Origin of the sequence: Ramlibacter sp., from assembly GCF_035655895.1 — a bacterium.
Lineage (GTDB): Bacteria > Pseudomonadota > Gammaproteobacteria > Burkholderiales > Burkholderiaceae_C > Ramlibacter.
The window spans coordinates 172137-198065 of the sequence record NZ_DASRTN010000008.1 but is presented as its reverse complement, the minus strand read 5'-3'; the positions used below and the strand labels follow the sequence as shown (position 1 = coordinate 198065).

Below are 25929 nucleotides of genomic sequence, written 5' to 3'. Positions count from 1 at the left end.
CGGCACCGGTCTCTGCACGCCGGCGCGGCAGATGCCGACCCGTACAATTTCGCGATGTCGAATCCCGGTCGAATCTCCCGCGGCAGGGCCGCACCCGGCGCGCTGCTGGCGGCTGTGCTGGTCGCCCTGGCGGGCTGCGGTCAGCGCGGGCCCCTGTACCTGCCCACCGATCCGGCGGCGGCCAATCGCGCGACGCTGCCCCAGGTGCTGGTTCCGATCGGCACGCCCACCAATCCCACCTCTCCGCTGCCGGAGGCTTCCACGGGCGGCCAGGGCACGGGGACCGCTGCACCGGTCCGCAATCCATGACGCATCCCGGCCATCCCCATTTCAGCTGGCGCGAGGGCGAGCTGCACGTCGAACAGCTGCGCGTGCGCGACCTGGCGCGCGAGCACGGCACGCCGCTGTTCATCTATTCCAAGGCCGCCATGCTCGAGGCGCTGGCGGCCTACCAGCGCGGGTTTGCCGGGCGCCGCGCGAAGATCTGCTATGCCATGAAGGCCAACTCGTCGCTGGGCGTGCTGCAGGTGTTCGCCCGCGCGGGCTGCGGCTTCGACATCGTGTCGGGCGGCGAGCTCGAGCGCGTGCTCGCGGCCGGTGGCCGGCCCGCTGACGTGATCTTCTCGGGCGTCGGCAAGACGCGCGCCGAGATGGCGCAGGCCCTCCAGGCGGGCATCGGTTGCTTCAACGTCGAGAGCGAGGCCGAGCTCGAGGTGCTCGACGAAGTCGCCGGCCGCGCCGGCCGCCGCGCACCGGTCAGCATCCGCGTGAATCCCAATGTCGATGCGAAAACGCATCCGTACATCTCGACCGGTCTCAAGGGCAACAAGTTCGGCATCGCCCACGAGCGCACGCTGGCGGCCTACCGGCGCGCCGCATCGCTGCCGAACCTGGACGTCGTCGGCATCGACTGCCACATCGGCTCGCAGATCACGCAGAGCGATCCCTACCTGGACGCGATGGACCGCGTGCTCGACCTGGTGGATGCCATCGAGGCGGCGGGCATCCGGCTGCGCCACATCGACTTCGGCGGCGGCCTGGGCATCGACTACCGCGGCGACCGGCCGCCCGCGGCCGACGCGCTGTGGGCGCAGCTGCTGCGCAAGCTCGACGCGCGGGGCTACGGCGACCGCGAACTGATGATCGAACCGGGCCGCTCGCTGGTGGGCAACGCCGGTGTGTGCGTGACCGAGGTGCTGTACCTCAAGCCGGGTGAGCAGAAGAACTTCTGCATCGTCGACGCCGCGATGAACGACCTGCCGCGCCCGGCGATGTACGAGGCGTTCCACGGCATCGAGCCTGTCTCGCGCCCCGCGGCGGGCGCGGCCGGCGCCGTGTACGACGTGGTCGGCCCGGTCTGCGAAAGCGGCGACTGGCTGGGCCGCGACCGCAGCCTGGCAGTGCAGGCCGGGGACCTGCTCGCCGTGCTGTCCGCCGGTGCCTATTGCATGAGCATGGCCAGCAACTACAACACCCGCCCGCGCGCGGCCGAGGTGCTGGTCGACGGCGACCGCGCCCACCTGATCCGCGAGCGCGAGCAGGTGCCAGACCTCCTGCGTGGCGAGCGCCTGGTGCGCTAGCCGCGCTGCGGCTGCAGCGCCGTGCCGCGCCACTGCCGCCACAACCGCCAGCCGAGCAGCACGCCGAGGATCGCCGCGTAGATGGCGACCTCGGCGAAGTTGTTCTTGCCGGCACGCATCCAGAAGAAGTGCAGGATCGCCACGCCGGCAATCGCGTAGATGACGCGGTGCAGGGCCTGCCAGCGTGCCGCGCCCAGCGCGCGGATGGCCCGGTTGAACGAGGTGGCGGCCAGCGGCGTCAGCAGCAGGAAAGCCGTGAAGCCCACCAGGATGAACGGGCGCTTGGCGATGTCCTTGGCGATGTCGGCGACATCCAGCCCCATGTCGAACCAGGCATAGCCCACCAGGTGCAAGGTGGCGTAGAAGTAGGTGAAGAGCCCCAGCATGCGGCGGAACCGCGCCAGCGCGGGCTGCGCGGCGATGGTGCGCACCGGCGTGACGGCCAGCGTCAGGCAGAGGAACCGCAGGGTCCAGTCGCCGGTGGCGCGGATCAGGTGTTCGGCCGGGTTGGCGCCCAGCTGGTCGGCCCACGCGCCGTAGAACAGCCAGGCAAACGGCAGCAGCGACGCGGCGAAGAGGACGGGCTTGGCAGCGGGATGCAGCCAGACCACCCGTCGACCACGACGTGCCGGCGCCACCATCAATAGTTCTTCTTGAGGTCCATGCCGGCGTAGAGCTGACCGACCTGCGCCTCGTAGCCGTTGAACATCAGCGTCTTGCGCTTCTTGGCGAACAGGCCGTCCTCGCCGATGCGGCGCTCGGTCGCCTGGCTCCAGCGCGGGTGGTCGACCTCGGGATTCACGTTGGAATAGAAGCCGTACTCGTTGGCGGCAGCCTTGTTCCAGGCGGTCTTGGGCTCGCGGTCGGTGAAGCGGATCTTGACCAGGCTCTTGGCGCTCTTGAAGCCGTACTTCCAGGGCACGACGAGCCGCACCGGCGCGCCGTTCTGGTTCGGCAGGACCTCGCCATACATGCCGAAGGACAGCAGCGTGAGCGGATGCATGGCCTCGTCCAGGCGCAGGCCCTCGGCATAGGGCCAGTCGAGCACCCGCGAGCCGACATACGGCATGGTCTTGGGATCGGCCAGGGTGATGAACTCGACGAACTTCGCATTGCCCATCGGCTCGACCTTCTCGACCAGCTTGGACAGCGAGTAGCCGACCCACGGGATCACCATCGACCAGCCCTCGACGCAGCGCAGCCGGTAGATCCGCTCTTCCTGCGCGCCGAGCTTGAGCAGGTCTTCCAGCGCGTACTTCGCCGGCTTCTTCACCAGTCCCTCGACCTCCACCGTCCACGGCGTCGTCTTCAGGGTGTGGGCGTTCCTGGCGGGGTCGGCCTTGTCGGTGCCGAATTCGTAGAAGTTGTTGTAGGTGCTCGCGTCCTTGTAGTCGGTCACCTTCTCCATGGTCACCGCCCCTGGGACGGTGGACCGTGCCGCCTGCAACGCGGCCAGCTTGCCGGGACGTTGCGCCTGCGCCTGGGCCTGGCGCCCGGCCCAGGCGGCCAGTGCCGTGCCCGCCGCGCCGGTGGCCATGAGGCGCAGGATCTCGCGCCGGTCGCGGTAGACCGCCTGCGGCGTGATCTCGCTGGAGACGGGATGGATGAAGCCGTCGCGGCCGGTCTTGATCAGCATGGAGTCCTCTGGCATGGCGTCGGAGCGACGTTGCTCCGGATACGCGCGACGACCTTACAGCGGATTCACATCACAGGGTGCCGTAGCTGTGCAAACCCGACAGGAACATGTTGACGCCCAGGAAGGCGAAGGTCGTGACGGCCAGACCCACCAGCGCCCACCAGGCCGACAGCGCGCCGCGCAGGCCCTTCATCAGGCGCATGTGCAACCACGCCGCATAGTTCAGCCAGACGATCAGCGCCCAGGTCTCCTTGGGGTCCCAGCTCCAGTACCCGCCCCAGGCCTCGGCGGCCCAGAGGGCGCCCAGCACGGTCGCGATCGTGAAGAACGCGAAGCCGACGGCGATGGACTTGTACATGACATCGTCGAGCACCTCGAACGACGGCAGGCGGGCGGCGATGCGCCGGCGCGCCACCAGGATGCCCGCCACGATCAGGGCTGCGATGCCGAAGTACACCGCCCAGTAGCTGCTGCCGCCCTCGACCGTCTTGCGGAACACCACCGGCTCGAAGCACAGCACGATGCCCAGCAGCCACAAGGGCGCCAGCTTCCACCAGCGGGTCTCGCCCGCCTGCTGTTTGATCAGGTAGGCGAACGCCACCATCGCCGACAGGGCGAAGGTGCCGTAGCCGATGAAATTCGCCGGCACGTGCAGCTTCATCCACCAGCTCTTGAGTGCCGGCACCAGCGGCTGGATCTCGTGCGCCTCGCGCACCACGGTGTACCAGAGCAGGAAGCCGACCGCCGCGCTGACCACGAGCAGGACGAAGGCGCCGAGCGAGCGGGTGCCGTACTGCGCCTCGAAGTAGAGGTAGAACAGCGCCGTGAGCCAGCAGAACAGCACGAACACTTCGTACAGGTTGCTCACCGGGATGTGCCCGACGTCGGGACCGACCAGGTAGCTCTCCCACCAGCGCACCATGGTGCCCACCAGCGCCATCGTGACCGCCGCCCAGGCGATGCGAGAGCCCAGCCGCTCCATCGTGCCGGCCTCGCCGCGCGCGAACATGCCGAGCCAGTAGAACGCGGTGCTCATGAAGAACAGCACGCTCATCCAGAGGATGGCCGACTGGCTGGACAGGAAGTACTTCAGCCAGAACACGCTGTCGGCACGGGCCAGCGATCCCTCGTACGAGCCGATGGCCAGCAGCGACAGCCCGGCCACGCCGACCATCAGCGCCTGCAGCGGGCGCCAGAACCAGCCGAGCCAGATCGCCGCCGGGATGGCGCCGAGCAGGATGCCCTTCTCGTAGACATCCATGTGGGCCGAGTACCGGCTGAAGGCGAACAGGCCGCCGGCCGCCACCACCAGGGCGAACAGCCAGTCGAGGGGGCGTCGCCGGGCGAGAAAGCCGTCGTCGAGCGTGATGGTCTGAGTGGCGGTGTTCATCAGGATCCCAGGAGTTGGTGGCGCAGCCGCTCGAACTCGCGGTCGACTTCCAGGGTCTGCCGGTTGCTCGACAGGGCCATGGAGACCGCGCTGCCGCCGCCGGCGGGCGCGAGCCACACCCAGAGGCGGCGCTCGCGGACATAGAGCATCGCAAAAACGCCGATGATGAGGAACGCGCACCCCAGGTAGACAACATTGCGCCCGGGGGAACGGGTCACCTGGAACACGCTGGCCTGCACCTGCTGGAAATCCTTGAGCTGGAAGGCCATCGGCGCCGGGTAGAGGAAGGCGTCGCTCAGCGCGACCACCGCCTGCGCCATGAAGGCCTGCGTGCGTTCACCGGCGTCAAGCGGCTGCAGGCCCGCCCTCTCGCGCGTGAGCTGCGCCAGCTCGAACAGCACCCCGCCCAGGATGCGCACCACGACCTCGCCGGCGCGGTCACGCTCGGCCTGGGGCACGCGGGCTTCGAGGTAGTCGGACACCGCGCCCAGGCCGGCGCCCTTGCCACCGGCGGCGGCATCCCCGGCAAAGAGGGCCAGCGCCTGGCCCGCCGAGGCGGCCAGCTGCTCGGTGACCGCCGGGCGGGCGGGGTCGGTGGCCTTGGCGGCATAGCGGCGCACGGCCTCGGCACGCGCCGCCGGATCGGCCAGCGCGGTGCGCAGGCGCACGAAACCGTCGATGCTGCCCTGGTCGTCGGCCGGCAGCCGCAGGTAGCGGAACTGTTCGGCCGGGGTCTCGCGCATCCCGAGCAGGAAGACGGGCACGCCGTCGCCCATGTCCACCGGCAGCATGTAGTTGTTGTACTCGCGCGCCTGCCCTGCCGCGTCGCGCAGCTTGTAGCTGACCGACGGACCGATGTTGCGCAGCTCCTTCCTGCCGCCCGGCTTGTTGGCGGCGCCCAGGTGCTGGCCGATCGAGTCGCGCAGGTCGACCTTGCGCGGGTCGGCACCGCTGCGCGAGGCATCGGCCATGTTCTCGACGTTGATGACGCGCAGCCCGCTGAACTCCAGCGTCATCGACTGGGCGGCCGTGCCATCGGCGCGGGTCAGCTGGGTGTTGCCGCCGATCACGCCGGCGACCTCGAACGGCCGGCCGGTGCCGTTGAGCGGCACCGCCGCCAGCTTCACGCTGGAGCCGCCATCGTCGAAGCTGGACTGGTAGATCTCGATGCCGCGCCAGCGGGCCGGGTGGTTGACCTCGACGCGCGCCGGCACCGCCTCGCCCGTCTCGCGGTCGTGGATCACGATCTCGCTGGCGAACAGCTTGGGCATGCCGGTCGAGTAGTACTCGACGATGAACTTCTTCAACTCGATCGAGAACGGCAGCTCCTGCAGCAGGATGCCGTCCGACTGGCTCAGGATGGCCGTGGCCGACTGGGAGCCTTCGGCCACCAGGACGTTGCCGCGGAAGGTCGGATTGGTGGCCGGCAGCCGGTGCTCGGGCCGGACATCGGCCAGCATGCCGCCGCCGGTGTAGGGCGTCTTGCCGCCCAGCAGCATCTGCGCGCGCACGATCAGGTCACCGTCGAACAGGCCCCCGAGGCACACCAGGACGATCGCACTGTGTGCCGCGATGTAGCCGAGCTTGTTGGCCGCGCCGGCACGGGCCGCGACCATCCAGCCGTCGCCCTGGTCGGTGGGCCGCTGCTGCAGCTTGACCTTCCAGCCCGAGCGCGCCAGCGCCTGGCCGATCCGGCGCGCCGCCGCTTCCGGCGCATCGGCCAGCGCACCCTGCGCGCGGTGGCCGAACGCCTGCAGGCTCTGCTCACGCATGGTCTCCTTGTGGTTGCGCAGGTCCGCCAGGATCTTGGGCGTGTTGCGCGCGATGCACAGCGAGGTGCTCGTCACCAGGAACGCCAGGATCAGCAGGAACCACCAGGCGCTGTAGACCGCATTGAGCTTGAGCGCGAGGAACAGCTGGGCCCAGAACGGCCCGAACTGGTTGACGTAGTTGGTGGCCGGCTCGTGCTGCTTGAGGATGGTGCCGATCACCGAGGCGATGCAGATGACCGTCAGCAGCGAGATGGCGAACCGCATCGACGACAGCAGCTCCACCGCGGTGCGCAGTCGTTGCGAGGGCGTCGCGAGGCGGAGGCCGTGGGTGGAGACGGTCATGGCACGTCAAAGAAAAAGGCGGGCATCCGAGGACCCCGCCCTACTGTAGTGTCTGCCAGGCGCTGCTTGGTTCCCGCCGCGCCCGCCGGCTGACTTATCGCAAGCCGGAGATGTAATCGGCGACCGCCCGGATCTCGCGGTCGTTCAGCTTGGCGGCGATCTGGGTCATCTGCACGCTGTTCTTGCGGCCGCCGTCGCGGAACGCGGCGAGCTGGGCGCTCGTGTAGTCGGCATGCTGGCCGGCCAGGCGCGGGTACTGGGCCGGGATGCCGGCGCCGTTGGGGCTGTGGCAGGACGCACAGGCGGCGATCTGGCGATCGGCGATGCCGCCGCGGTAGATGCGCTCGCCCAGGGTGACCAGGTCCTTGTCGCGCGCGAAGCCTTCCTTGGCCTTGTTGGAGGACACGTAGGCGGCGATGTTGCGCATGTCGGCTTCGGTCAGCTGCGATGCGAAACCTTGCATGATCGGGTTCTGCCGCTTGCCGGCCTTGTAGTCCTGCAGCTGCTTGACGATGTACTCGGGATGCTGCTGCGCCAGCTTCGGGTTGGCCGTGATCCCCGAATTGCCGCCGGCGCCGTGGCAGGCCACGCACACCGCGCCGAACTTGGCCTCGCCCTGCGCCGCGTCGGGCTTGGCAGGTTGCGCCGCCGCTGCCGGTGCGGCGGCCGGCTTCTCGCCGGCGGGCGCGCCCCCTTGCTGCTGGGCGAGGGAGTCGAGCGCGGGCGCCGCCAGGAACGCGGCCGTCAGCAGGGAAGCGAGCAACTTCATGGGTGTCTTCAGGTTCTTTGGCGCAAAACCCGGCGATTCTACAATGCGCCTCCCCGGCTCCCATTCCGGGTCGGACACCCTCATGAACCCAACGCCCGGATCCGCCCCCGGCAGCGCAGGCGCGGCGGCTCCCAAGGCCGAGGCCGACCGCGCCATCGCCTGGCTGCACACCGCCCGCTTCCTGACCACGGCGCCCAAGCTCGAATTCCTGCCGCCGCACGAGCATCCGGAGATCGCCTTCGTCGGCCGCTCCAATGCCGGCAAGTCGACCTGCATCAACACCCTCACGCAGCAGAAGCGGCTGGCGTTCGCTTCCAAGACGCCCGGCCGCACCCAGAGCATCAACCTGTTCTCGCTCGGCAAGCAGGGCATCACCGATGCCGTGCTGGCCGACCTGCCCGGCTACGGCTACGCGGCCGTGCCCAAGCAGGACAAGCTGCGCTGGCAGCAGGTGATGGCCAACTACCTGGTCAGCCGGCCCAACCTGCGCGGCGTCGTGCTGCTGTGCGACCCGCGGCACGGCCTGACCGAGCTCGACGACATCCTGCTCGAGGTGATCCGCCCGCGGGTCGAGCAGGGCCTGAAGTTCCTGGTGCTGCTGACCAAGGCCGACAAGCTGACCCGTGCCGAGCAGGCCAAGGCGCTGTCGATCGCGCGACTGCAGGCCGGCGGCGGCGAGGTCAGACTGTTCTCCGCCCTGAAGCGGCAAGGCATCCCGGAGACCGCCCTGCTGCTCTGGCAATGGACCCACCCTGCGGCCGAAGGCGAGCCGCCCGACCCCGAGGACGCATGATCCAGACCTGGCTGCAGCCGCTTGCGCACGGCATCACCCTCAGCTGCCGCGCAGCCGGCGAGCGCGGCCGGCCGGTGCTGCTGTTCCTGCACGGATTTCCCGAAGCGGCCTTCGTGTGGGACGAGCTGCTGCTGCATTTCGCGCGGCCCGAGAACGGCGGCTACCGCTGCGTGGCGCCGAACCTGCGCGGATTCGAGCGTTCCAGCACGCCGGCGGACGTGGCAGCCTACCGCCCCAAGCACCTGGTGCAGGACATCGCCGCCCTGATCGCCCTCGAAGGCGGCACGCTCGACTGCCTGGTGGCGCACGACTGGGGCGGCGCCGTGGCCTGGAACCTCGCCAACCAGCTGCCGCACCTGGCGCGGCGCCTGGCGATCATCAACTCGCCGCATCCGGGCACCTTCCTGCGCGAGCTGCGCGACAACCCGCGGCAGCAGGAAGCCAGTGCCTACATGAACTTCCTGATCCGCCCGGATGCCGAGCAGCTGCTGGCTCAGGACGACTACCGGCGCCTGTGGGCGTTCTTCACCGGCTGGGGCGATGCCGGCTGGCTGACCGAGCCGGTGAAGGCGCAATACCGCCAGGTCTGGAACGGCCCTGCGGGCAGCCCGCCGGGCAGCGGGCTGGTGGGCGGCTGCAACTACTACCGCACCTCCCCGCTGCGCCCGCCACGCCCCGGCGATCCGGCCGCGGCGGGGGTGACGCTGCCGCCCTCGATGCTGTCGGTGCCGCTGCCCACCCTGGTGCTGTGGGGCATGGAGGACACGGCGCTGCCGCCGGGGCTGGTCGAGGGCCTCGAGGACTACGTGCCGCAGCTCACCCTGGAGCGGGTGCCGGGCGCCTCCCACTGGATCGTGCACGAGCGGCCCGGCTTCGTCGCCGACCGGCTGGCCGCTTTCCTGGCCAGCCCCGCCTGAAGCTCAGTAGACCGGCCGGTCGCCGGGCGGGCGTGTCTTGAAGCGCTTGTGCACCCAGTAGTACTGCTCGGGCATGCCGTCGATGTAGTCCTGCAGGCGCTCGTTCATCAGCGCGGTGTCGGCCTCGAGGTCGTCGGTCGGATAGTCGCGCCAGGCAGGGAGCACCTGCACGTCGTAGCCGCCCGGCGTGATGCGTGTCAGCAGCGGCACCACCTTCGCCCGCCCGAGCCGGGCGAAGCGCGAGAGCGAAGGCACGGTGGCGGCCGGCACGCCGTAGAACGGCACGAAGATGGATTCCTCGGCGCCGAAGTTCATGTCGGGCAGCAGGCACAGGGGCGTGCCCTCGCGCAGGGCGCTGATCACCGCCTTCACGCCGTCGGCGCGGCGGAACAGGCGCACCTGGCCGAAGCGCTGGCGGCCGGCCAGGATCCAGGCATCCACCACCGGGTTGGCCTGGTGCGTGTAGATGGTCATGAACGGCCGTTCGCTGTCCAGCGTCAAGGCCGTCCAGCCGGCATCCATGCCGACGAAGTGCGGCCAGAAGATCACCGTCGGCTCGCGGCCCTCGAGTTCGGACAGCGCGCCCGTGAGCTTGACGCGGTCGCGCACGACGTCCGGGCGGCCGTGCCAGATCCAGCTGCGATCGAGCCAGGCCTGCGCGAACGCGATGAACACGCGCGGCACGAGCGCGCGGCGCTCCTGCTCGGTCCATTGCGGATAGCACAGGTCCAGGTTGACCTTGACCACGTGCCGGCGCTTGGCGACCACCAGGTACAGCACCCAGCCGAGCAGCCAGCCAAGCGCGCGCACCCAGCGCAGCGGCAAGGGCGCGAGCAGGCGCATGAAGACGACGCCGAGGCGGCTGAGCATCAGGCAGCCCCCCGCGGCGTCTTGTAGCGGGCATAGCCCCACAGGTATTGCGACGGGCACTCGCGGATCAACGCTTCCATCCGGGCATTCACCTGGGTCGCGGCGTCCTGGGCGTCGGCCGGCATCTCGCCGCCCCAGGCGCGCAGGTGGATGCGGTAGCCGCGCCCGAACGACAGCCGCTCGCCCCACGCGAGCAGGACCTCGGCCCCGGCCTGCCGGGCCAGGCGCGCGGACAGCGTCATGGTGTAGGCCGGGCGGCCGAAGAACGGTGCCCACACGCCCAGGCCGGCCGGCGGCACCTGGTCGGGCAGCAGGCCGATCGCCTGGCCGGCCTGCAGCGCCTTGAGCATCTGCTTGACCCCTGCCAGCGTGGTCGGGGCGGCGAACAGGTTCTCGCGCAGGCGGGAGCGGTCGACCAGTTCGCGCAGCCAGGCCTTGCGGGCCGGCCGGTACAGCACCGTGATCGGCCCGAAGCGCGAGGCGTACCCCTGCGCCGTCGCCTCGAAGCAGCCCAGGTGCGGGGTGAGGAAGACGATGCCCCGCCCGCGGTCGCGGGCGGCCTCGATCAGGTGCGCGCCGGACCACTGGACGGGCGCACCGCGGCCGAACCACAGGCGCGGCACCTCCGCGATGAGCTGGCCCGCCGCGCCGATGGCGCCGCGGACGTCGCGCAGCCGGTAGCCGGCCTGGCCGGCGTTCTCGACGAACCGGCGCCGGTAGGTGGGCGAGCCGAGGAACGCCAGCCAGCCGAATGCCCGGCCGATGACGTGGAGCAGCCACAGCGGCAGCACGGCCAGGGCTCGAAACAGGAGAGTCACCACGGAGGGATTTAGAATGGGGCCTGTCGCCGAGTTATGAACTACTTGCAGGGCGACGCTAAAGAAATCTGCTAAAGCGTTCGCCCGAAGCTCCGGCCAAGGCAACGCGCCTTGTCAACCGAACCGCTGGAGTTTATTCAAATGGCGAACGACTTCCTCTTCACGTCCGAATCCGTCTCGGAAGGCCACCCCGACAAGGTCGCCGACCAGATCTCCGACGCCATCCTCGACGCGATCTTCAGGCAGGACCCGCGCAGCCGCGTGGCCGCCGAGACGCTGACCAACACCGGGCTGGTGGTGCTGGCCGGCGAGATCACCACCAACGCGCATGTCGACTACATCCAGGTCGCGCGCGACACCATCAAGCGCATCGGCTACGACAACACCGAGTACGGCATCGACTACAAGGGTTGCGCGGTGCTGGTGGCCTACGACAAGCAGTCCAACGACATCGCCCAGGGCGTCGACCACGCGAGCGACGACCACCTGAACACCGGCGCAGGCGACCAGGGCCTGATGTTCGGCTATGCCTGCGACGAGACGCCGGTGCTGATGCCGGCCCCGATCTACTACGCGCACCGGCTGGTCGAGCGCCAGGCCCAGCTGCGCAAGGACGGCCGCCTGCCGTTCCTGCGCCCGGACGCCAAGAGCCAGGTCACGATGCGCTACGTCGACGGCAAGCCGCACAGCATCGACACCGTGGTGCTGTCGTCGCAGCACGCGCCCGAGATGAGCGACGGCGCGAAGATGAAGCCGGCGTTCGTCGAGGCGGTGATCGAGGAGATCATCAAGCCGGTGCTCCCGAAGGAGTGGCTGAAGGACACCCGCTACCTGATCAACCCGACCGGCCGCTTCGTCATCGGCGGCCCGCAGGGCGACTGCGGCCTGACTGGCCGCAAGATCATCGTGGACACCTACGGCGGCGCCTGCCCGCACGGCGGTGGCGCGTTCTCCGGCAAGGATCCGTCCAAGGTCGACCGCTCGGCCGCCTACGCCGCCCGCTACGTGGCCAAGAACATCGTGGCGGCCGGCCTGGCGCGCCAGTGCCAGATCCAGGTCGCGTACGCGATCGGGGTGGCCAAGCCGATGAACGTCACGGTCTACACCGAGGGCACCGGCGTCATCTCCGACGAGAAGATCGCCGCGCTGGTGAACGAGCACTTCGACCTGCGCCCGAAGGGCATCATCCAGATGCTGGACCTGCTGCGCCCGATCTACGAGAAGACCGCCGCCTACGGCCACTTCGGCCGCGAGGAGCCGGAGTTCGCCTGGGAGAAGACGGACAAGGCCGCCGTCCTGCGCGCGGCCGCCGGCCTGAAGTAAGCCCCGTTGCGCTAGAAACGTCACGCTCCGGGCGGCGCCCCCGGCCGCCGCTCAGGCCGCCGCCTTCTTGTGCTCCGGCTTGATCGTCCAGGCGTACACCGTCTTGTTGCCGACCCGCTCGGTGCGCTCGGGCGGCCACGCGTCGCCCATGTCGAAGTCGTGCGACACCACCCGGGTGCCCACCTTGAGCTGGCGCCACAACTGCGGCCGCAGCTTCTGGTTGATGTCGGGCAGCAGGTAGAGCGTGACCACGCTGGCCTTGGAGAAGTCGCTCTCGAACAGGTTGGCCTGCCGGAACTGCACGCGCGAGGCGACGCCCTCGCGTTCGGCGTTCTCACGTGCTTCCTGGATGCGTTGCGGGTCGATGTCGATGCCGACCCCGGAGGCGCCGTACTTCTTGGCCGCCGTCACCACGATGCGACCGTCGCCGCAGCCCAGGTCGTAGAGCACGTCGCCCTGGCGCACCTTGGCCATCTCCAGCATCTTCTCCACCACCGGCATCACGGTCGGCACGTAGGGCACGTCCAGCCTGGGCCGGCCCTCCTGGGCGACGGCGGACGGCGCTCGGCCCACCAGGGGCAGCAGCAGGAGCGAGGCCGCGGCGCGGCGGTTCAATGTCTCGTGGGGCATGGGATCGTCCTTCATCGGTCGGGTTGCGGGAAGGGACTTGCCGGACCGGAGCGCCACCGCAGCAGCAGGAGCAGGACGCCTCCGAGGGCCATCACGGCCACGCCGATCCAGGCAGCGTTGAAGCCGCCCAGCGACTGGCTGGACACGAACGACAGGCTCGACCACAGCATGTACGCGCAGGTCGCACAGAACAGCACGGGCAGCACCGGGTAGAGCGGCACGCGGAACGGGCGGTGCGCCGCGGGCTCGCGCCGGCGCAGCACGAACAGCGAAACGCCCACCAGCAGGAAGAACAGCCAGAACACCGGGGCGGTGAACTCCACCATCGAGCGGAAGCCGCCGCCGGCCCAGGCACCCAGCGCGACCAGGAGCAATGCCGCGATGTTCTGCACGCGCATGGCGACCACCGGCGTCCCGCGTTCGCTGTCCCAGGCGGCCAGCCTGGCCAGCAGCGTCCAGTCGCCGCCCAGCGCGTACTGCGTGCGGGCTCCCACGATCATGGTGGCGTTGATCGACGTCAGTGCGGCCAGGGCCACCAGCAGCGAGATCGCCTTCTCGCCGACCGGCCCGAAGGCCACCCGCATCAGGTCGGCGGCCACGGTCTCGGACCTGGCCATGGCCGCGAAGCCCAGGCCGCGCCAGTAGGCCCAGGTCACCAGCATGTAGAGCGCGGTGATGACCAGGATCGACAGGACCAGCGCGCGCGCGATGTCCCGCCGGTGCCGCATCTCGGCGCTGATGTAGGCGGCCTCGTTCCAGCCACCGTAGGTGAGCAGCACGAAGACCATGGCCAGCCCGAAGGTCGCCGGGCCGGGTGGTGCCACGCCTGTCAGGGCATCGGCGGGCGGCGCCGCCTGGCCGGCAAGGCCGGCGATCAGCCACAGGGCGGCGACGCCCAGCAGCAGCAGCCCCGCCACCTCGACCCCGGTCAGCCAGCTCTGCGCCGAAGTGCCCGTGCGCAGGCCACGCGCGTTGACCGCCCAGAGCACCAGGACGACGGCCGCGGCATAGAGCGCGGCGCCGACCGCCGGACCACCGGGCAGCGGCAGTGCCTGCTGCATGTAGTCGCCGAAGACGAAGGCCAGCAGCGCAATGGAGCCGGTCGTGATGACGGAAAAGCGTGCCCACGCGAACAGGAACCCCACCGAGCGGCCGTAGGCCCGGCACAGGAAGTGGTAGTCGCCGCCGGCGTGCGGCCAGGTGGTGGCCAGCTCGGCGTAGCAGAGGGCGCCGGCCAGCGAGATGACGCCGCCCAGCAGCCATGCGGCGAACATCCAGGACGGGGTGCCTGCCAGACTGGCCACCATCGAGGGCGCCTTGAAGATCCCGGCCCCGACCACCACGCCGACGATGAGCATGACCGCAGGGCGGATGCCGAGCACCGCGGCCGGTGCGGCAGGCCGTGCCGACGGCTGCCGTGGCGGCTCGCCGAACGAAGGATCCGGAGCGAAGTCCATGGAACTCCCCAACTGCGCCGCAGGTCGCGGCCGGGGCATCCTGCGTCGGTTCCGCCGCGTTCCGCTGTCGGACGGGATGCCGCGCCCTGTCGGCGGCCGTGAAGCCGGGCTGGAACCCTAGTCCCGGAGCGCCGTCTGCTGGCGCTCGACCTCGTGCCGTTTCATGCTGAGATAGGTGCTGCGGTCCATCTCGTGCAGCTGGCGGGGGTAGCGCTCGCTGCTGTCGAACCAGGCCTGCAGCCGCCGCTCGAGTTGCTGGGGCGCGGGAGCGCTGGCCGCCTGCAGGTAGGCATCGATGGCGAGGTAGTAGCGCATCGAGGTGCGCTCGATGGCGCCGCGCACGCCACGGATGTACTGCGGCTGGCCGTCGCGGTCGCGTCCCGTCACGGTGAAGCCGACCTTGTCCGCGCCCACGGTGCCGAGGTAGGCCTGCATCGCCATGCGGCCGCTGAACCCGAAGCCGTACGAGTAGTTCAGCCGCAGGAAGGTGCGTCCTCCCTCGATCGGCGTGGCCGACACCTGGATCCGGTAGTCGCGCGTGCCCACCGGCCCGTCGGCCGCCTGCAGCCGCGTCTCGAAGTAGTCGGGCTGCGACGCGGCGCTGCGCCAGCCGAACTGCAGCCGGTACGCCTGCTCGGGCGGCTGGTCGTACTTGCGCCCGATCCGCACCAGCAGCGCGGTGTCCCCGCCCGCGTTCTGCACGTGGCACGACTTGGTGTTGAACGGCAGGATGAGGATGTCGCACCAGTTGGCCGGCTCTCGCAGCGCAGCGCTGACCTTGGCAAACGGATGGTCGAGCACCGCGAACACGTCGCCGGTGAGCCGGTCCTGCTGCTCGACCGAATCGATGTGCAGCGCGTGGCCGTGGGCATTGGGCCGCAGCTGGTCGCGCAGTTGCGCATGGCTCGCGCGCAGCTCCGTCGCGTCGGCCCGGGACGCCGCCGGCGCGAGCAGGGCGGCCAGGCTCAGCAGGCCTGCGGCCAGCGCGTGGCGGCTGCGGATTGGAGAACAGGGGGGCGTGGATGGCATGGCTGGCTCCTCGTCCGTGCAGGTTGCGCGCGCCGCTGCCCGGGCGCTGTAGGACGCGCATGGCTTCGGCTGTGCGCCCTCGTTCGCGGGGGCCGCACGCCACTGGCGGCTTTCCTACACCCGGTCCAATGGTTGGCTGACGGCCCAGTTTCCCAGCTGCGCCGGAAGATGGCCGTCGACGCGTCCCAGCGGGGCGCCACGCCGACCAACGACACAAGGAGTACTCACATGGCTGCAGAAGACAAGGATCTGAACCGCGACCCCCTCACCGACGAACCCGGGGCGCATCCGGTCGGCACTGGCGTGGGCGCAGCCGGCGGCGCGATGGCCGGCGCGGCAGCCGGCACGATCGGCGGGCCGGTGGGCACGCTGGTGGGCGGCGTGATCGGTGCCGTGGTGGGCGGGCTGGCCGGCAAGGCGGCCGCCGAAGCGGTGAACCCCACGGCCGAGGAATCGCACTGGCGCGACAACTACACCCGCGAGCCGTACTACGAGCAGGGCCGCACCTTCGACGACTATGGCCCGGCCTACATGCACGGCGTGCGCGGCCGCATGCAGCATGACACCGACTGGGACGCCGCCGAGCCGCGCCTGGCCTCCGAATGGCAGGCCTCCCGCGCCAGCTCGGGCCTGGACTGGCAGCAGGCCCGTCCGGCCACGCGCGCCGCGTGGGATCGGGTGGAAACCCTGCGGACTGGCACCGGCACGGGCACTGCAGGCGGCACCGGCTTGACGGGCGGCATGGGTGCGACCGGCGGCTCGGGCGCGCTGGGCGGTGGCTCCGGAGCGATGGGCAGCGACACCGCCATGGTGCGCGCGAACGACCTGGCGGGCGGCAGCAGCGCCGGCAGCCTGGCCGGGGCGGCCGGCACCGACCTGGTGGGCTCCAGCATCGGCATGGACCAGGACATCGGCGGCCGCAGCAGTGCGGCCGGCATGGGCACCACGGGTCTGGAAAGCGGCCGCGGCATCGGCCGCGAGGCCGACGCGGGCTCCGGGATCACCGGCGGTACCGGGTCGACCGGCGGGCCGACCGGCTCCACCCTGGGCTCCGGCATGGGGGGCGGCACGGGCGCGGCACAGAACACCGGCGCCGCCGGACTGGCCGGCGCGGTGCAGAGCGCCGGCAACACCAGCGGCGACCGGGGCGACGTGGTCGACGCGCTGCAGGACCTGGTCGAGTGCTGCAAGGACGGCGAGTACGGTTTCCGCGAGAGCGCCGAACAGGCCAAGAGCCAGGACCTGAAGCAGACCTTTCTGCAGCGCGCGGACGACTGCCGCCGCGGAGCCGAGCAGTTGAACCAGGAGATCCGCGGGCTTGGCGGCTCGGTCGAGGATGCCGGCAGCGCGCTGGGCGCCATGCACCGCGGCTGGGTCTCGGTGAAGTCCAAGCTCACCACCTACGACGACAAGGCCGTGCTCGAGGAGTGCGAGCGCGGCGAGGACAACGCCCTGGCCCGCTACCGCAAGGCGCTGCAGCAGCCGCTGCCGCCGCAGGTCAAGCAGCTGGTCGAGCGGCAGTACCAGGGCGTGCAGCGCAACCACGACGAGATCAAGCGCCTGCGCAACGAATACCGGGCCCGGGGCAACGACGCCGGCAACGCGTCGCCGGCGGGCGGCAGCACGTCCACGGGCGGCGGCATGGGCACCACTGGCATGGCCGCGGGTGCCGGCGCCGGCCTGGGCCTGGCCGGCGGTTCGTCGATGGGCCAGAGCCAGAGCCAAAGCTCGGGCCTGGGCAGCGGCTCGGGCCAGGACACCGGCGCGGCCGGCTGGGTCGGCAGTGCGCAGAGCGCCGGCAACACCAGCGGCGACCGCACCGACGTGATCGACGCCCTCACCGACCTGGTGGAGTGCTGCAAGGACGGCGAGTACGGCTTTCGCGAGAGCGCCGAGCGCACGGACCGGCAGGATCTGAAGTCGCTGTTCCAGCAGCGCGCGGACGACTGCCGTCGGGGGGCCGACGAACTGAACCAGCAGATCCTCGGGCTGGGCGGCCAGGTCGAGACCGGCGGCAGCGCGATGGGTGCGGTGCACCGCGGCTGGGTGTCGGTGAAGTCGGCGCTCAGCACCCAGGACGACAAGGCGGTGCTGGAGGAATGCGAGCGTGGCGAAGACAACGCGCTGGCGCGCTACCGCAAGGCGCTCAAGCAGCCCCTGCCCGAGCAGATCAAGCAGGTGGTGGAGCGCCAGTACCAGGGCGTGCAGCGCAACCACGACCAGATCAAGATGCTGAGGGACCAGTTCCGCGCAGCCTCCTGAAGGCAGCGGGGCCCTACGCCCCGCGCCCTCGCCGCTGCCGGCGCCCTGCCGACGATGAGTGACGACGACCGCCCCTCCCCCGCCGAAGCGCTGAAGACCTACCGGGCCAAGCGCAGGTTCGATGCCACGCCCGAGCCGGCCGAAGGCGGCGTGCCCAACGAGCAGGCGCGGGCGTTCGTGATCCAGAAGCACTGGGCGACGCGGCTGCACTACGACTTCCGCCTCGAGCTGGAAGGCACGATGAAGAGCTGGGCCGTGCCCAAGGGCCCGAGCTTCGATCCGCACGACAAGCGGATGGCGATGCCGACCGAGGACCACCCGATCGCCTACAACCGCTTCGAGGGCGAGATCCCGAAAGGCAACTACGGGGCCGGCAAGGTCATCATCTGGGACAAGGGCACCTGGATCCCGCTGGAAGACCCGCACCGCGGCTGGCGTGAGGGCAAGCTCAAGTTCGAGCTGCGCGGCCACAAGCTGCAGGGCCACTGGACGCTGGTGCGGATGAAGGGCCGCGGCAATGGCCGCGAAGACCCCTGGCTGCTGATCAAGGAGAAGGACGACTTCGCCCGTCCGGCGGCGGACTACAGCGTCGTGGACGAGCGGCCGGAGAGCGTGGGCGCGCTCGAAGACCGGCCCGTGACCACGCTGCAACCGCACCCGGACAGCGCCGCGCTGCCGCCGGCCGCGGCCCCCGCGGCCTCCGCGGCCGCCTCGGGGCCGCCCGCAGGCGCCATCGCGGCCGACCTGCCGGCAGAACTGCAGCCGCAGCTGGCCACCCTCGCCGACGGCCCCCCTGCGCAGGCGCAGGACTGGCTGTACGAGATCAAGTTCGATGGCTACCGCATGCTCGCCCGCGCCGAAGGTGGCCAGGTGCAGCTGATCACCCGAAACGGCAACGACTGGACCAGCCGCATGCCCGAGCTGAAGGCGGCGCTGCAGGCCATGGCACTGCCCGACGGCTGGTACGACGGCGAGATCATCATGCCCGGGCGCAGCTCGCCCTCCGACTTCCAGGCCCTGCAAGGGGCGTTCGACACGGCCCGCACGGCCGACATCGTCTATTACCTGTTCGACCTGCCGTACTGCGCCGGCTACGACCTGCGCCAGGTCCCCCTGGAGGAGCGCCGGGCCGTCCTGCAGCGCATCGTGCAGCGCCAGCCGCAACCGAACGTGCGCTTCTCCGAGGTGTTCGAGGCGCGGCCACAGGACGTGGTCGCCTCGGCCTGCCAGCTCGGCCTGGAAGGCGTGATCGCCAAGCGCCGGGACGCGCCCTACGTGACCCGTCGTTCGGGCGACTGGCTCAAGCTCAAGTGCACGCAGCGCCAGGAGTTCGTGATCGGCGGCTTCACCGATCCGAAAGGATCGCGCACCGGCATCGGCTCCCTGTTGCTGGGCATCCACGACCAGGACGGCCGGCTGCAATACGCAGGCAACGTGGGGACCGGCTTCAACGAGCGCTCGCTCAAGGAGTTGCGCGAGCAGCTGGACGCGCTGGCCGCGCCACGCCCGCCGTTCGCCCCCACGCCCGGCCTGCCGCGCAACGCGCACTGGGTGCGCCCGGAGCTGCTGGCCGAGATCTCGTTCGGCGAATGGACGCGCGAGGGCCGCATCCGGCATTCCGTCTTCCACGGTCTGCGCGCCGACAAGCCGCCGCAGCGCATCACGCGCGAGGTGCCGCAGGCGCTGCCGGCCACCCGCGCGAAGGCCGCCGCGGCAAAGGCGCCTGCGTCGCGCCGCGGCGCGACGCAGGCGGCAACGACGGCATCGTCCGCCCCCGCCGTCGCGGCCCCCGCGGTTCCCCTGCCGTCCGCGCTGAAGGTCAGCCACCCCGAACGCGTGATCGATCCCGCCAGCGGCACCACCAAGATCGACCTGGTGCGCTACTACGCGCTGGTGGCGCCGCTGATGATGGCGCACGTGCAGGGCCGGCCGATCTCGCTGGTGCGCGCGCCCGACGGGGTCGGGGGCCAGCTGTTCTTCCAGAAGCACCTGGAGCGCTACAAGATGGCAGGCGTGGTGCAGCTCGATCCGTCGATCTTCCCCGGGCATCCAGCCATGCTCGAGATCGCCACGCCCGAGGGCCTGCTCTCCGCGGCCCAGATGAACGTCGTGGAGTTCCACACCTGGAACGCGCTCGCGAAGTCCAGCACCACGCCCGACCGGATGACCTTCGACCTCGATCCGGGCGACGGCGTCGAGTGGACGCAGATGCAGGAAGCCGCGCTGCTGGTTCAGGCCTTCCTCACCGAGCTCGGGCTGCCGGCCTGGCTCAAGACCAGTGGGGGCAAGGGGCTCCACGTGGTCGTGCCTCTGAAAGGCCCGTACGGCTGGGATCCCGTCAAGGACTTCTCGCAGGCCATCGTGCAGCACCTGGCCCGCACCATCCCCCAGAGGTTCGTGGCCAAGAGCGGGCCGAAGAACCGCGTCGGCCGCATCTTCATCGACTACCTGCGCAACGGCTTCGGCGCCACCACGGTGGCCGCCTGGTCGGCCCGGGCGCGTCCAGGCCTGGGCATCTCGGTGCCGGTGCGCTGGGACGAGCTGAAGGGCCTGCGCAGCGGTGCCCACTGGACGGTCTCGACCGTCCACGAGCGCCTCGGCGAGGGCAACGCGCCCTGGGAGGGCTATGCGGCGAGTGCCGTCTCGCCCAAGGCCGCCATGAAGCGGCTGGGCTTCGAGCCGGCCTGACGCGCATGTCGAACGACTGGCCCCAGACCCTCTGGATCGTGCGCCACGGGCAGAGCGCCGGCAACGTGGCGCGCGATGCGGCCGAAGCCGCCGGTCTGCCGCGGATCGACATCGCCGAGCGCGACATCGACGTGCCGCTGTCGGACCTCGGCCGCCTGCAGGCGCGCGCGCTGGGCGAGTGGTTCGGCGAGCTGCCGCCCGGCCGACGGCCCGAGGTGGTGCTGACCTCGCCCTACGTGCGGGCGCGCGAGACCACGCGCGCGCTGATGGAGGCCGCGGGCCTCGACCCCCGCAGCGTGCGCGTGCGCACCGACGAGCGCCTGCGCGAGAAGGAGTTCGGCATCCTGGACCGGCTCACCGTGTTCGGCATCCGCCAGCACCATCCGGAGCTGGCCGCGCAGCGCGCCCACGTGGGCAAGTTCTATTTCCGCCCGCCCGGCGGGGAAAGCTGGTGCGACGTGATCCTGCGGCTGCGCAGCGTCGTCGAGATGGTCACGCGCGAGCACGCCGGCCAGCGCGTGCTGATCGTGGCCCACCAGGTCATCGTCAATTGCATGCGCTACCTGATCGAATGCCTGGAGGAGCACGAGATCCTGGAGCTGGACCGGCGCGGCGACGTGCCCAACTGCGGCGTGACCTCGTACGAGCTCGACCCCGCGCGCAACCAGCTGCAGGTCGACCTGGTGAACTTCGTCGCGCCGCTGCGTGAAGCCGGCGCGCCCGTCACCGTCGAGCCGGACGCCCCGGTCGCGGCTAAGCCCTGAGATGGACGCGACGGCCATGCCAAAGCGGATCGATGCGCAGGCGCTGCGCGACTGGGCACTGCCGGCGCTGTCCGACGACGCGGACAAGGAGGCCCGCGGCCGCGTCCTCGTGATCGCCGGCAGCCGGGAAGTGCCGGGCGCGGCCGTGCTCGCGGGCACCGCCGCCCTGCGCACCGGCGCCGGCAAGCTGGCCATCGCGACCGGCGCCTCGGTGGCCGCGCAGATGGCGTTCGCCATGCCCGAGGCCCGCGTGATCGCGCTGCCCGAGACCGCGCAGGGCGGCTTCGCGCCGGCCGGCGTGGAGCTGCTCGAGCGCCCCCTGCGCCACGCGGGTTGCGTGCTGGTCGGTCCCGGACTGATGGACCCCGAAGGCACGCGCCGCTTCATGGCCGCGCTGCTGCCGGCGCTCCGGGGCAGGGCCGCCGTCCTGGATGCACTGGCCATGGAGGCGGCGCCGGAGGTGGGCCGCTTCGAGGAACCGCTGCTGCTCACGCCACACGCTGGCGAGATGGCCCACCTCACGGGCGCGAGCAAGGACGCCGTGCTGGCCGACCCGGTGGCTGCGGCCACCGACGCGGCGCGGCGCTGGAACGCCGTCGTCGCGGTCAAGGGCCCCCGGACCGTGATCGCCGCGCCGGACGGGCGGCTGTGGCTACACGAGGGGGGCAACCGGGGGTTGGCGACGTCGGGCTCCGGCGACACGCTGGCCGGTGCCATTGCCGGGCTGTGCGCCCGCGGCGCGACGCTCGAGCAGGCCTGCGCCTGGGGCGTGCTGCTGCATGCCCAGGCGGGCGACCGGCTGGCCGAACGGCTGGGGCCGGTGGGCTATCTGGCGCGCGAGATCCCGCAGGAGATGCTGGCCGTGCTGCGCACGCTGGAAGCCTGAACGGCCGCGCTCAGGTCTCCTCGGCCGGCGCTCATGGAAGCAGCCGCAGCCATTCGCCGGGCGCACGCCGCAGCACCTCAACCCTCGCCCGTCGCCAGCGCCTGCGGCCCGGGCCTTTGTCCATGCAGTCCCGGCGTGGGCTGCTGGGCACGATGGTGGACCTGCCCGGCCGGCGCTCCTGAACACCTCTCGTGAGCCGCCTGGCGTCCGTCAAAGCCGCGGGCGCGCCCCTGGCGTTCACCGGAAGCGCGGGTCGTACGGCGCGCGGTCGTGGCGGTTCAGGACGCCGTCGCGGTCGGCGTCGCTCCGGGGCCCGTACGCGGCCACACGGCGGTCGTCGTGCCGGTCATGGCGGTTCGGAATGCCATCATGGTCGATGTCGCCCCACGGGCCGCGCTCGTGGTTGCGCCGCTCGGGTCCGCGCGCGTCGCGCGGCTGCACGAACACCGGCACCGGCGCCAGGTCGGCGCGCGCGGGTCGGCCGTGCACCGCCACGGGCTGCACCTGGCGCACGGGCGTGCCCACCGTCACGGAGATGAAGCCGTGCGACACGCCCTCGGCGCGTGCGCCCGGGGCAGCGGCGAGGGTGCCGAGCGCGATGGCAGCAGCGAGGGCAGTCTTGGCGGAGAAGATGCTGTGCATGGAAGACTCCTGGTGTGAGGCTCCATGGTGTGGCGAGGTGGGTGAACCGTCGATGAAGGCGCACGCCAGTCCCGCGTCCGCCGTGCAAAGTTCGCGTGAACGCCCGCATGCCAGTGACGCGGCCGTCGGCTCTCCGGCGGCACGACGTGCGTCGCACCCGCGCAAGCGCCTGGCTAACGGTCAGCGTCTGGACGGTTTCCGGCGGCCGACGCAGGCAGGCCGACGATGCGATCGAAGGCCCATGTGAACGCCATGGCGTAGACGAAGAAGAACGCGAGGAGCCCCAGGTTGGCGGCGAGGGCGGCCTTCCACGAAATCTCCAGCCAGAGCGACATGACCGGGATCAGGATGATCGCCAGCCCACCCTCGAAGCCCAGGCCGTGTGCCAGCCGTCTGGCGAACGATCGGCCGCGCACCACCTGTCGCGACTCCCAGCGCTCGAAGATCCAGTTGAAGGCGTAGTTCCACATCAGCGCGATCGTGGACAGCACGACGGCCAGTCCGAGGGTGGACGTCTGCGACTTGTCGAACGCGAGGCTGAGCACCGGGCCGACCACGGCGATGGCGATCAGTTCGTAGAGGGCGGCCTGGAGAACGCGGCGGCTTGTCGGTGTCATGGGCAGGAGGAAGTTGCGCCGGGCCGTCCCGGACATTCTTTCCCGCGACGGGGGAGGTCGTTCCTCCTCGCCCCTCCGCGTGCCGTGTGCCGCATGGGGAGCGTTGGCGGATTGTAGGGGCCGCCCTGCTCCGGCGAGGGGCGTTCTCGTGAGACGGATCCGGTCGGTGCGGTGCTTGAGCCGCCATCAATGATGCGGAGTGACAAAGGCGAAAATCCGCAGCCCCGCCGCGTATAGAAGCAGACCCGCCCCAAGAACACAGCAAGCAAACAGTCTGTTCTTCGCGCGCCATGCGCGGGAAAGCGATCTGTCAGACCGCGCGCAGCCGCTTTGCCACCACCTGGTTGCCATACTCCCGTCCCTCGAGGGCATAGGTGCTTGCCCCCATCACGGCGTAGCCCATTGCGGCATAGAAGGCCAGCGCCCGCGCGTTGCCTTCCCACACGGACAACCAGAGGACGGGTGTGTTCCCCTCCTGCGCCATCTCTTCAGCTCTGCGCAGCAGCGAAGAGCCCACCCCACACCGCTGCGATCGCGGCTGGACGTAGAGGCGCACCAACTCGCAGCCAGTGAGTCCCGGCACGGGTGCCTGGCGCCGGATCTCCAGCTCCGCAAAGCCGACCAGGCCCGCGTGAGCCTCAGCCAGGATGAACCTCCGACGGGGGTCGGAAAGCCGGGCAAGGAACGCCCGCTCGGAGTACTCGTGAAACGCCTCTCGTGCGAGATCGCTTCTCACGCCCTCTGTGGCATACGTGTCCAGGAAGACATGCACCGACAAGGCGGCAATCTTCACCGCGTCGGCGTGTTCGCCTGGACGAAAGCTGACTGGTTGCAAGCGCATGTTCGAAGGTGCGGTCTCGCTGCTGGTTCACTCTCTCAGTTCTGGCTGGCGTTCTTCGGGAGATCGTCATTCACGTCGAGCCATGGAACGCGGCTCGCGTAGGAGGCGTGCTCGTTCGGCTCCTGGTCCAGCGGATCGGAAAACAGCGCCCTCGCAACATGCATCTCGCCGGGCCAGCGCACTGACTGGAAGAGCATCGGGCTTCCGCATACCGCGCAGAAGCCGCGCTTTGCGCCCGCACTCGACTCATACCAGGTGAGGCTCTCGGCGCCAGCCTCGAGGAAGAACTGCTCGCTGGGGAACCCGGCCCAGGTGACGAGTGGTGCGCCATGAGCGCGGCGGCAGTCTTCGCAATGGCAGTGCGAGACCCACTTGGAGGGAAACGCTGCGCAGAAGCGGACGGCGCCACATCGACACGATCCGCGAGCGATGGGGGTGGTCATTGCGCGCCCTAGCGTGGAAATGGGCGGCGGACTGTCGGCCGGCGAGAGCTGGCCCAAAGAACGTGTCGGTCGACTGCCATGTGAGGGCTCAGCGCCAGCGGATGCGGACCCTTTGCTATGCGGGACATCTGCTTGCCTCTAGGAAAGCCAACGACACTTTGCCCTTGTAGCGAGCCTTCAACTCGGTCTCGAACTGAATGGCCTTTGCGGGTGGCGTACCGTGACACACGTGCATCTGCACCTCGCTCGGGTTCAGCCTGACCGTCTCGTCTACGGCTGGCGTAGCCAGCCGGGATTTCACTTCACCTACCTCGTATTGCTCAGGAAGGACGCGCACCGTCAGAACGTCCTGGGAGCAGGCGGAGAGCGCAACTCCTAGCGCGACGAGGTACGCCGCACGATTGATCTTCATGTGAGTCCTAACGTCTGAGTTGACCGGCGCACTGCCGGTGCATGTCGGTGTCGAACGACAGGTTAAGCATCATGCGCACCTTCCGGCAGCGGAACCAACGAGAACACACCACGCCAGGAGTACCGCGCCGGAACGCTGGTCGGACGTGACTCAGGCGACCAAGCACGGGCGTTGGGCTGGGTGAAGACCTGCGGATCAACGCGGCCGCCGAGCGCCAGAAGACGATGTGCAACGGAGAGCCGACGCCATGTGAACCGCGGCCGCATCCACCGGGGGTAATCGCCGTTCATGCACTTGCGCTCCGCGACGATCAAGCGACGAAGGTACCGGGCGAGTTCGTCAGCGTTGAGGGCGCGCCACGGCGAACCCAATACCTGCTCCGGCGACAGTGACCGGACCAAAGATCGCCCGACGCTCTTCATGAGGCCCAACGTCATGTAGACCGCAAGGATCACTCTGGTCTCCCGCACGTGCGGAATGACGTGGCGCGTCCAGCGCGCGTAAGTTCTTGGCGCCCGTGCATCTTCGTCGTCCGCCCTTTCCAACCAGCTCTTCGAACCGTGGCCTGTGATCCCTCCGCAAGAGAGCTGGGGACCTCTTGGATCAAACTGCCGGATCACCAATCCGGCAAGTGCTTGTCCTCGGTCAGGCAGTCTGCCAGCAAGCAGGCGAGTGGGCAAGGATTGCGATTTCGATGGAGACGATACCGGGAAGTGCCGTGCGCCCAGCTGGCCTGGATGGCCGATCTTCAGCGCTCTTCGCAGCGCCGCGCAGTCCGAGATCCTGCAGCGAGCTTGGCAACAAGGCATCCAGCGGGCGTTGGACCGAAGTGCCTACGTCCGCGCGATGTTCGAGACCGGCCACGATGCCGCCAACCGCGCGGCCTTCCGCGCAGAGCCGCCCGTCGCGCCGGATCTGGTTGGCCTGGCGCTGCACGGTCCGAAAGAGGACGTCGACAAGGCCACCAAGGGCGCTCGCCTGCATCCCTGACGAGCTGGGCTCCGCCGGTTCCGTTCGGGCGGCAACTGCACGACCTACCAGCGGTTCT

Annotated in this window: 26 protein-coding genes; 10 read left to right on the top strand and 16 right to left on the bottom strand. The window is 70.2% G+C overall.

All coding sequences use genetic code 11. The features are described from left to right. Positions 1 to 54: 54 nt before the first annotated feature. Both lptM and lysA read left to right on the top strand, forming a co-directional pair. Entirely contained in the window at positions 55 to 309 is a 255-nt protein-coding gene (gene lptM / locus VFE82_RS10540; RefSeq protein ID WP_325000263.1) for an LPS translocon maturation chaperone LptM, read from the top strand. Next, positions 306 to 1580: a diaminopimelate decarboxylase gene (gene lysA, locus VFE82_RS10535; RefSeq protein ID WP_325000262.1), complete on the top strand. Its 1275-nt coding sequence runs from the start codon at positions 306 to 308 to the stop codon at positions 1578 to 1580. The genes lptM and lysA overlap by 4 nt, the downstream gene beginning before the upstream one ends. Here the strand turns inward: lysA and VFE82_RS10530 are convergent. The 5 genes from VFE82_RS10530 to VFE82_RS10510 form a co-directional block, all read right to left on the bottom strand. Continuing rightward, entirely contained in the window at positions 1577 to 2221 is a 645-nt protein-coding gene (locus VFE82_RS10530; protein ID WP_325000261.1) for a protein-methionine-sulfoxide reductase heme-binding subunit MsrQ, read from the bottom strand. The two genes, lysA and VFE82_RS10530, sit on opposite strands and share 4 nt — an antisense overlap. Continuing rightward, entirely contained in the window at positions 2221 to 3216 is a 996-nt protein-coding gene (msrP, locus tag VFE82_RS10525; protein ID WP_325000260.1) for a protein-methionine-sulfoxide reductase catalytic subunit MsrP, read from the bottom strand. Before msrP ends, VFE82_RS10530 begins: the two co-directional genes overlap by 1 nt. 70 nt (positions 3217 to 3286) lie before the next feature. Further along, the gene (gene ccsB / locus VFE82_RS10520) at positions 3287 to 4606 is read right to left on the bottom strand and encodes a c-type cytochrome biogenesis protein CcsB (protein WP_325000259.1); all 1320 of its coding nucleotides are present in this window, start codon (positions 4604 to 4606) and stop codon (positions 3287 to 3289) included. Continuing rightward, the gene (locus VFE82_RS10515) at positions 4606 to 6720 is read right to left on the bottom strand and encodes a cytochrome c biogenesis protein ResB (RefSeq protein WP_325000258.1); all 2115 of its coding nucleotides are present in this window, start codon (positions 6718 to 6720) and stop codon (positions 4606 to 4608) included. Before VFE82_RS10515 ends, ccsB begins: the two co-directional genes overlap by 1 nt. A gap of 94 nt (positions 6721 to 6814) precedes the next feature. Then, entirely contained in the window at positions 6815 to 7489 is a 675-nt protein-coding gene (locus VFE82_RS10510; protein ID WP_325000257.1) for a c-type cytochrome, read from the bottom strand. Between the two features lie 82 nt (positions 7490 to 7571). On the opposite strand from VFE82_RS10510, the gene yihA reads away from it, so the two are divergent. Then, positions 7572 to 8282: a ribosome biogenesis GTP-binding protein YihA/YsxC gene (gene yihA, locus VFE82_RS10505; RefSeq protein ID WP_325000256.1), complete on the top strand. Its 711-nt coding sequence runs from the start codon at positions 7572 to 7574 to the stop codon at positions 8280 to 8282. Continuing rightward, positions 8279 to 9199 (top strand): alpha/beta hydrolase, encoded by a 921-nt coding sequence (locus VFE82_RS10500; RefSeq protein WP_325000255.1) that lies wholly within the window; start codon positions 8279 to 8281, stop codon positions 9197 to 9199. The genes yihA and VFE82_RS10500 overlap by 4 nt, the downstream gene beginning before the upstream one ends. A gap of 3 nt (positions 9200 to 9202) precedes the next feature. Here the strand turns inward: VFE82_RS10500 and VFE82_RS10495 are convergent, their stop codons facing one another. After that, positions 9203 to 10069 carry a lipid A biosynthesis acyltransferase gene (locus tag VFE82_RS10495; RefSeq protein WP_325000254.1) on the bottom strand — a complete coding sequence of 289 codons (867 nt, stop codon included), beginning with the start codon at positions 10067 to 10069 and terminating at the stop codon, positions 9203 to 9205. Then, entirely contained in the window at positions 10069 to 10887 is an 819-nt protein-coding gene (locus VFE82_RS10490) for a lysophospholipid acyltransferase family protein (protein WP_325000488.1), read from the bottom strand. Before VFE82_RS10490 ends, VFE82_RS10495 begins: the two co-directional genes overlap by 1 nt. 141 nt (positions 10888 to 11028) lie before the next feature. Between VFE82_RS10490 and metK the strand changes: the two genes are divergently transcribed. Continuing rightward, the gene (gene metK, locus VFE82_RS10485) at positions 11029 to 12210 is read left to right on the top strand and encodes a methionine adenosyltransferase (RefSeq protein ID WP_325000253.1); all 1182 of its coding nucleotides are present in this window, start codon (positions 11029 to 11031) and stop codon (positions 12208 to 12210) included. A gap of 51 nt (positions 12211 to 12261) precedes the next feature. On the opposite strand, the gene VFE82_RS10480 is transcribed toward metK, so the two are convergent. From VFE82_RS10480 to VFE82_RS10470, 3 genes are all read right to left on the bottom strand, one after another. Next, positions 12262 to 12840, bottom strand: a complete 579-nt coding sequence (locus VFE82_RS10480) for an SAM-dependent methyltransferase (RefSeq protein ID WP_325000252.1) — start codon at positions 12838 to 12840, stop codon at positions 12262 to 12264. Positions 12841 to 12851: 11 nt separating this feature from the next. After that, the gene (locus tag VFE82_RS10475; protein WP_325000251.1) at positions 12852 to 14297 is read right to left on the bottom strand and encodes an APC family permease; all 1446 of its coding nucleotides are present in this window, start codon (positions 14295 to 14297) and stop codon (positions 12852 to 12854) included. 117 nt (positions 14298 to 14414) lie between these two features. Further along, positions 14415 to 15326, bottom strand: a complete 912-nt coding sequence (locus VFE82_RS10470; RefSeq protein ID WP_325000250.1) for a hypothetical protein — start codon at positions 15324 to 15326, stop codon at positions 14415 to 14417. A 228-nt stretch (positions 15327 to 15554) separates the two neighbouring features. On the opposite strand from VFE82_RS10470, the gene VFE82_RS10465 reads away from it, so the two are divergent. The 4 genes from VFE82_RS10465 to VFE82_RS10450 are packed head-to-tail and all read left to right on the top strand — an operon-like array spanning position 15555 to position 21926. Continuing rightward, positions 15555 to 17588, top strand: a complete 2034-nt coding sequence (locus VFE82_RS10465) for a PA2169 family four-helix-bundle protein (protein WP_325000249.1) — start codon at positions 15555 to 15557, stop codon at positions 17586 to 17588. Positions 17589 to 17642: 54 nt separating this feature from the next. After that, positions 17643 to 20276 (top strand): DNA ligase D, encoded by a 2634-nt coding sequence (gene ligD, locus VFE82_RS10460; RefSeq protein WP_325000248.1) that lies wholly within the window; start codon positions 17643 to 17645, stop codon positions 20274 to 20276. Positions 20277 to 20281: 5 nt separating this feature from the next. Then, entirely contained in the window at positions 20282 to 21040 is a 759-nt protein-coding gene (locus VFE82_RS10455) for a histidine phosphatase family protein (RefSeq protein ID WP_325000247.1), read from the top strand. 16 nt (positions 21041 to 21056) lie between these two features. Continuing rightward, the gene (locus VFE82_RS10450) at positions 21057 to 21926 is read left to right on the top strand and encodes an NAD(P)H-hydrate dehydratase (RefSeq protein WP_325000246.1); all 870 of its coding nucleotides are present in this window, start codon (positions 21057 to 21059) and stop codon (positions 21924 to 21926) included. Positions 21927 to 22163: 237 nt separating this feature from the next. Here the strand turns inward: VFE82_RS10450 and VFE82_RS10445 are convergent, their stop codons facing one another. The 6 genes from VFE82_RS10445 to VFE82_RS10420 all read right to left on the bottom strand — a co-directional run bounded on the left by VFE82_RS10445 (position 22164) and on the right by VFE82_RS10420 (position 25336). After that, positions 22164 to 22568 carry a hypothetical protein gene (locus VFE82_RS10445; RefSeq protein WP_325000245.1) on the bottom strand — a complete coding sequence of 135 codons (405 nt, stop codon included), beginning with the start codon at positions 22566 to 22568 and terminating at the stop codon, positions 22164 to 22166. A gap of 173 nt (positions 22569 to 22741) precedes the next feature. Further along, on the bottom strand, positions 22742 to 23185 hold the full coding sequence (locus tag VFE82_RS10440; RefSeq protein WP_325000244.1) for a PACE efflux transporter: 444 nt from the start codon (positions 23183 to 23185) through the stop codon (positions 22742 to 22744). Between the two features lie 310 nt (positions 23186 to 23495). Further along, entirely contained in the window at positions 23496 to 24020 is a 525-nt protein-coding gene (locus VFE82_RS10435; protein WP_325000243.1) for a GNAT family N-acetyltransferase, read from the bottom strand. Positions 24021 to 24061: 41 nt separating this feature from the next. Further along, complete coding sequence (locus VFE82_RS10430) at positions 24062 to 24469, bottom strand: GFA family protein (protein WP_325000242.1); 408 nt, start codon at positions 24467 to 24469, stop codon at positions 24062 to 24064. A gap of 115 nt (positions 24470 to 24584) precedes the next feature. Then, the gene (locus VFE82_RS10425) at positions 24585 to 24881 is read right to left on the bottom strand and encodes a hypothetical protein (RefSeq protein WP_325000241.1); all 297 of its coding nucleotides are present in this window, start codon (positions 24879 to 24881) and stop codon (positions 24585 to 24587) included. A gap of 62 nt (positions 24882 to 24943) precedes the next feature. Continuing rightward, on the bottom strand, positions 24944 to 25336 hold the full coding sequence (locus VFE82_RS10420; RefSeq protein ID WP_325000240.1) for a hypothetical protein: 393 nt from the start codon (positions 25334 to 25336) through the stop codon (positions 24944 to 24946). A 217-nt stretch (positions 25337 to 25553) separates the two neighbouring features. Between VFE82_RS10420 and VFE82_RS10415 the strand changes: the two genes are divergently transcribed. Next, positions 25554 to 25871, top strand: coding sequence for a DUF2000 family protein (locus tag VFE82_RS10415; protein WP_414708751.1), 318 nt, complete (start codon positions 25554 to 25556; stop codon positions 25869 to 25871). Positions 25872 to 25929: the final 58 nt, after the last annotated feature.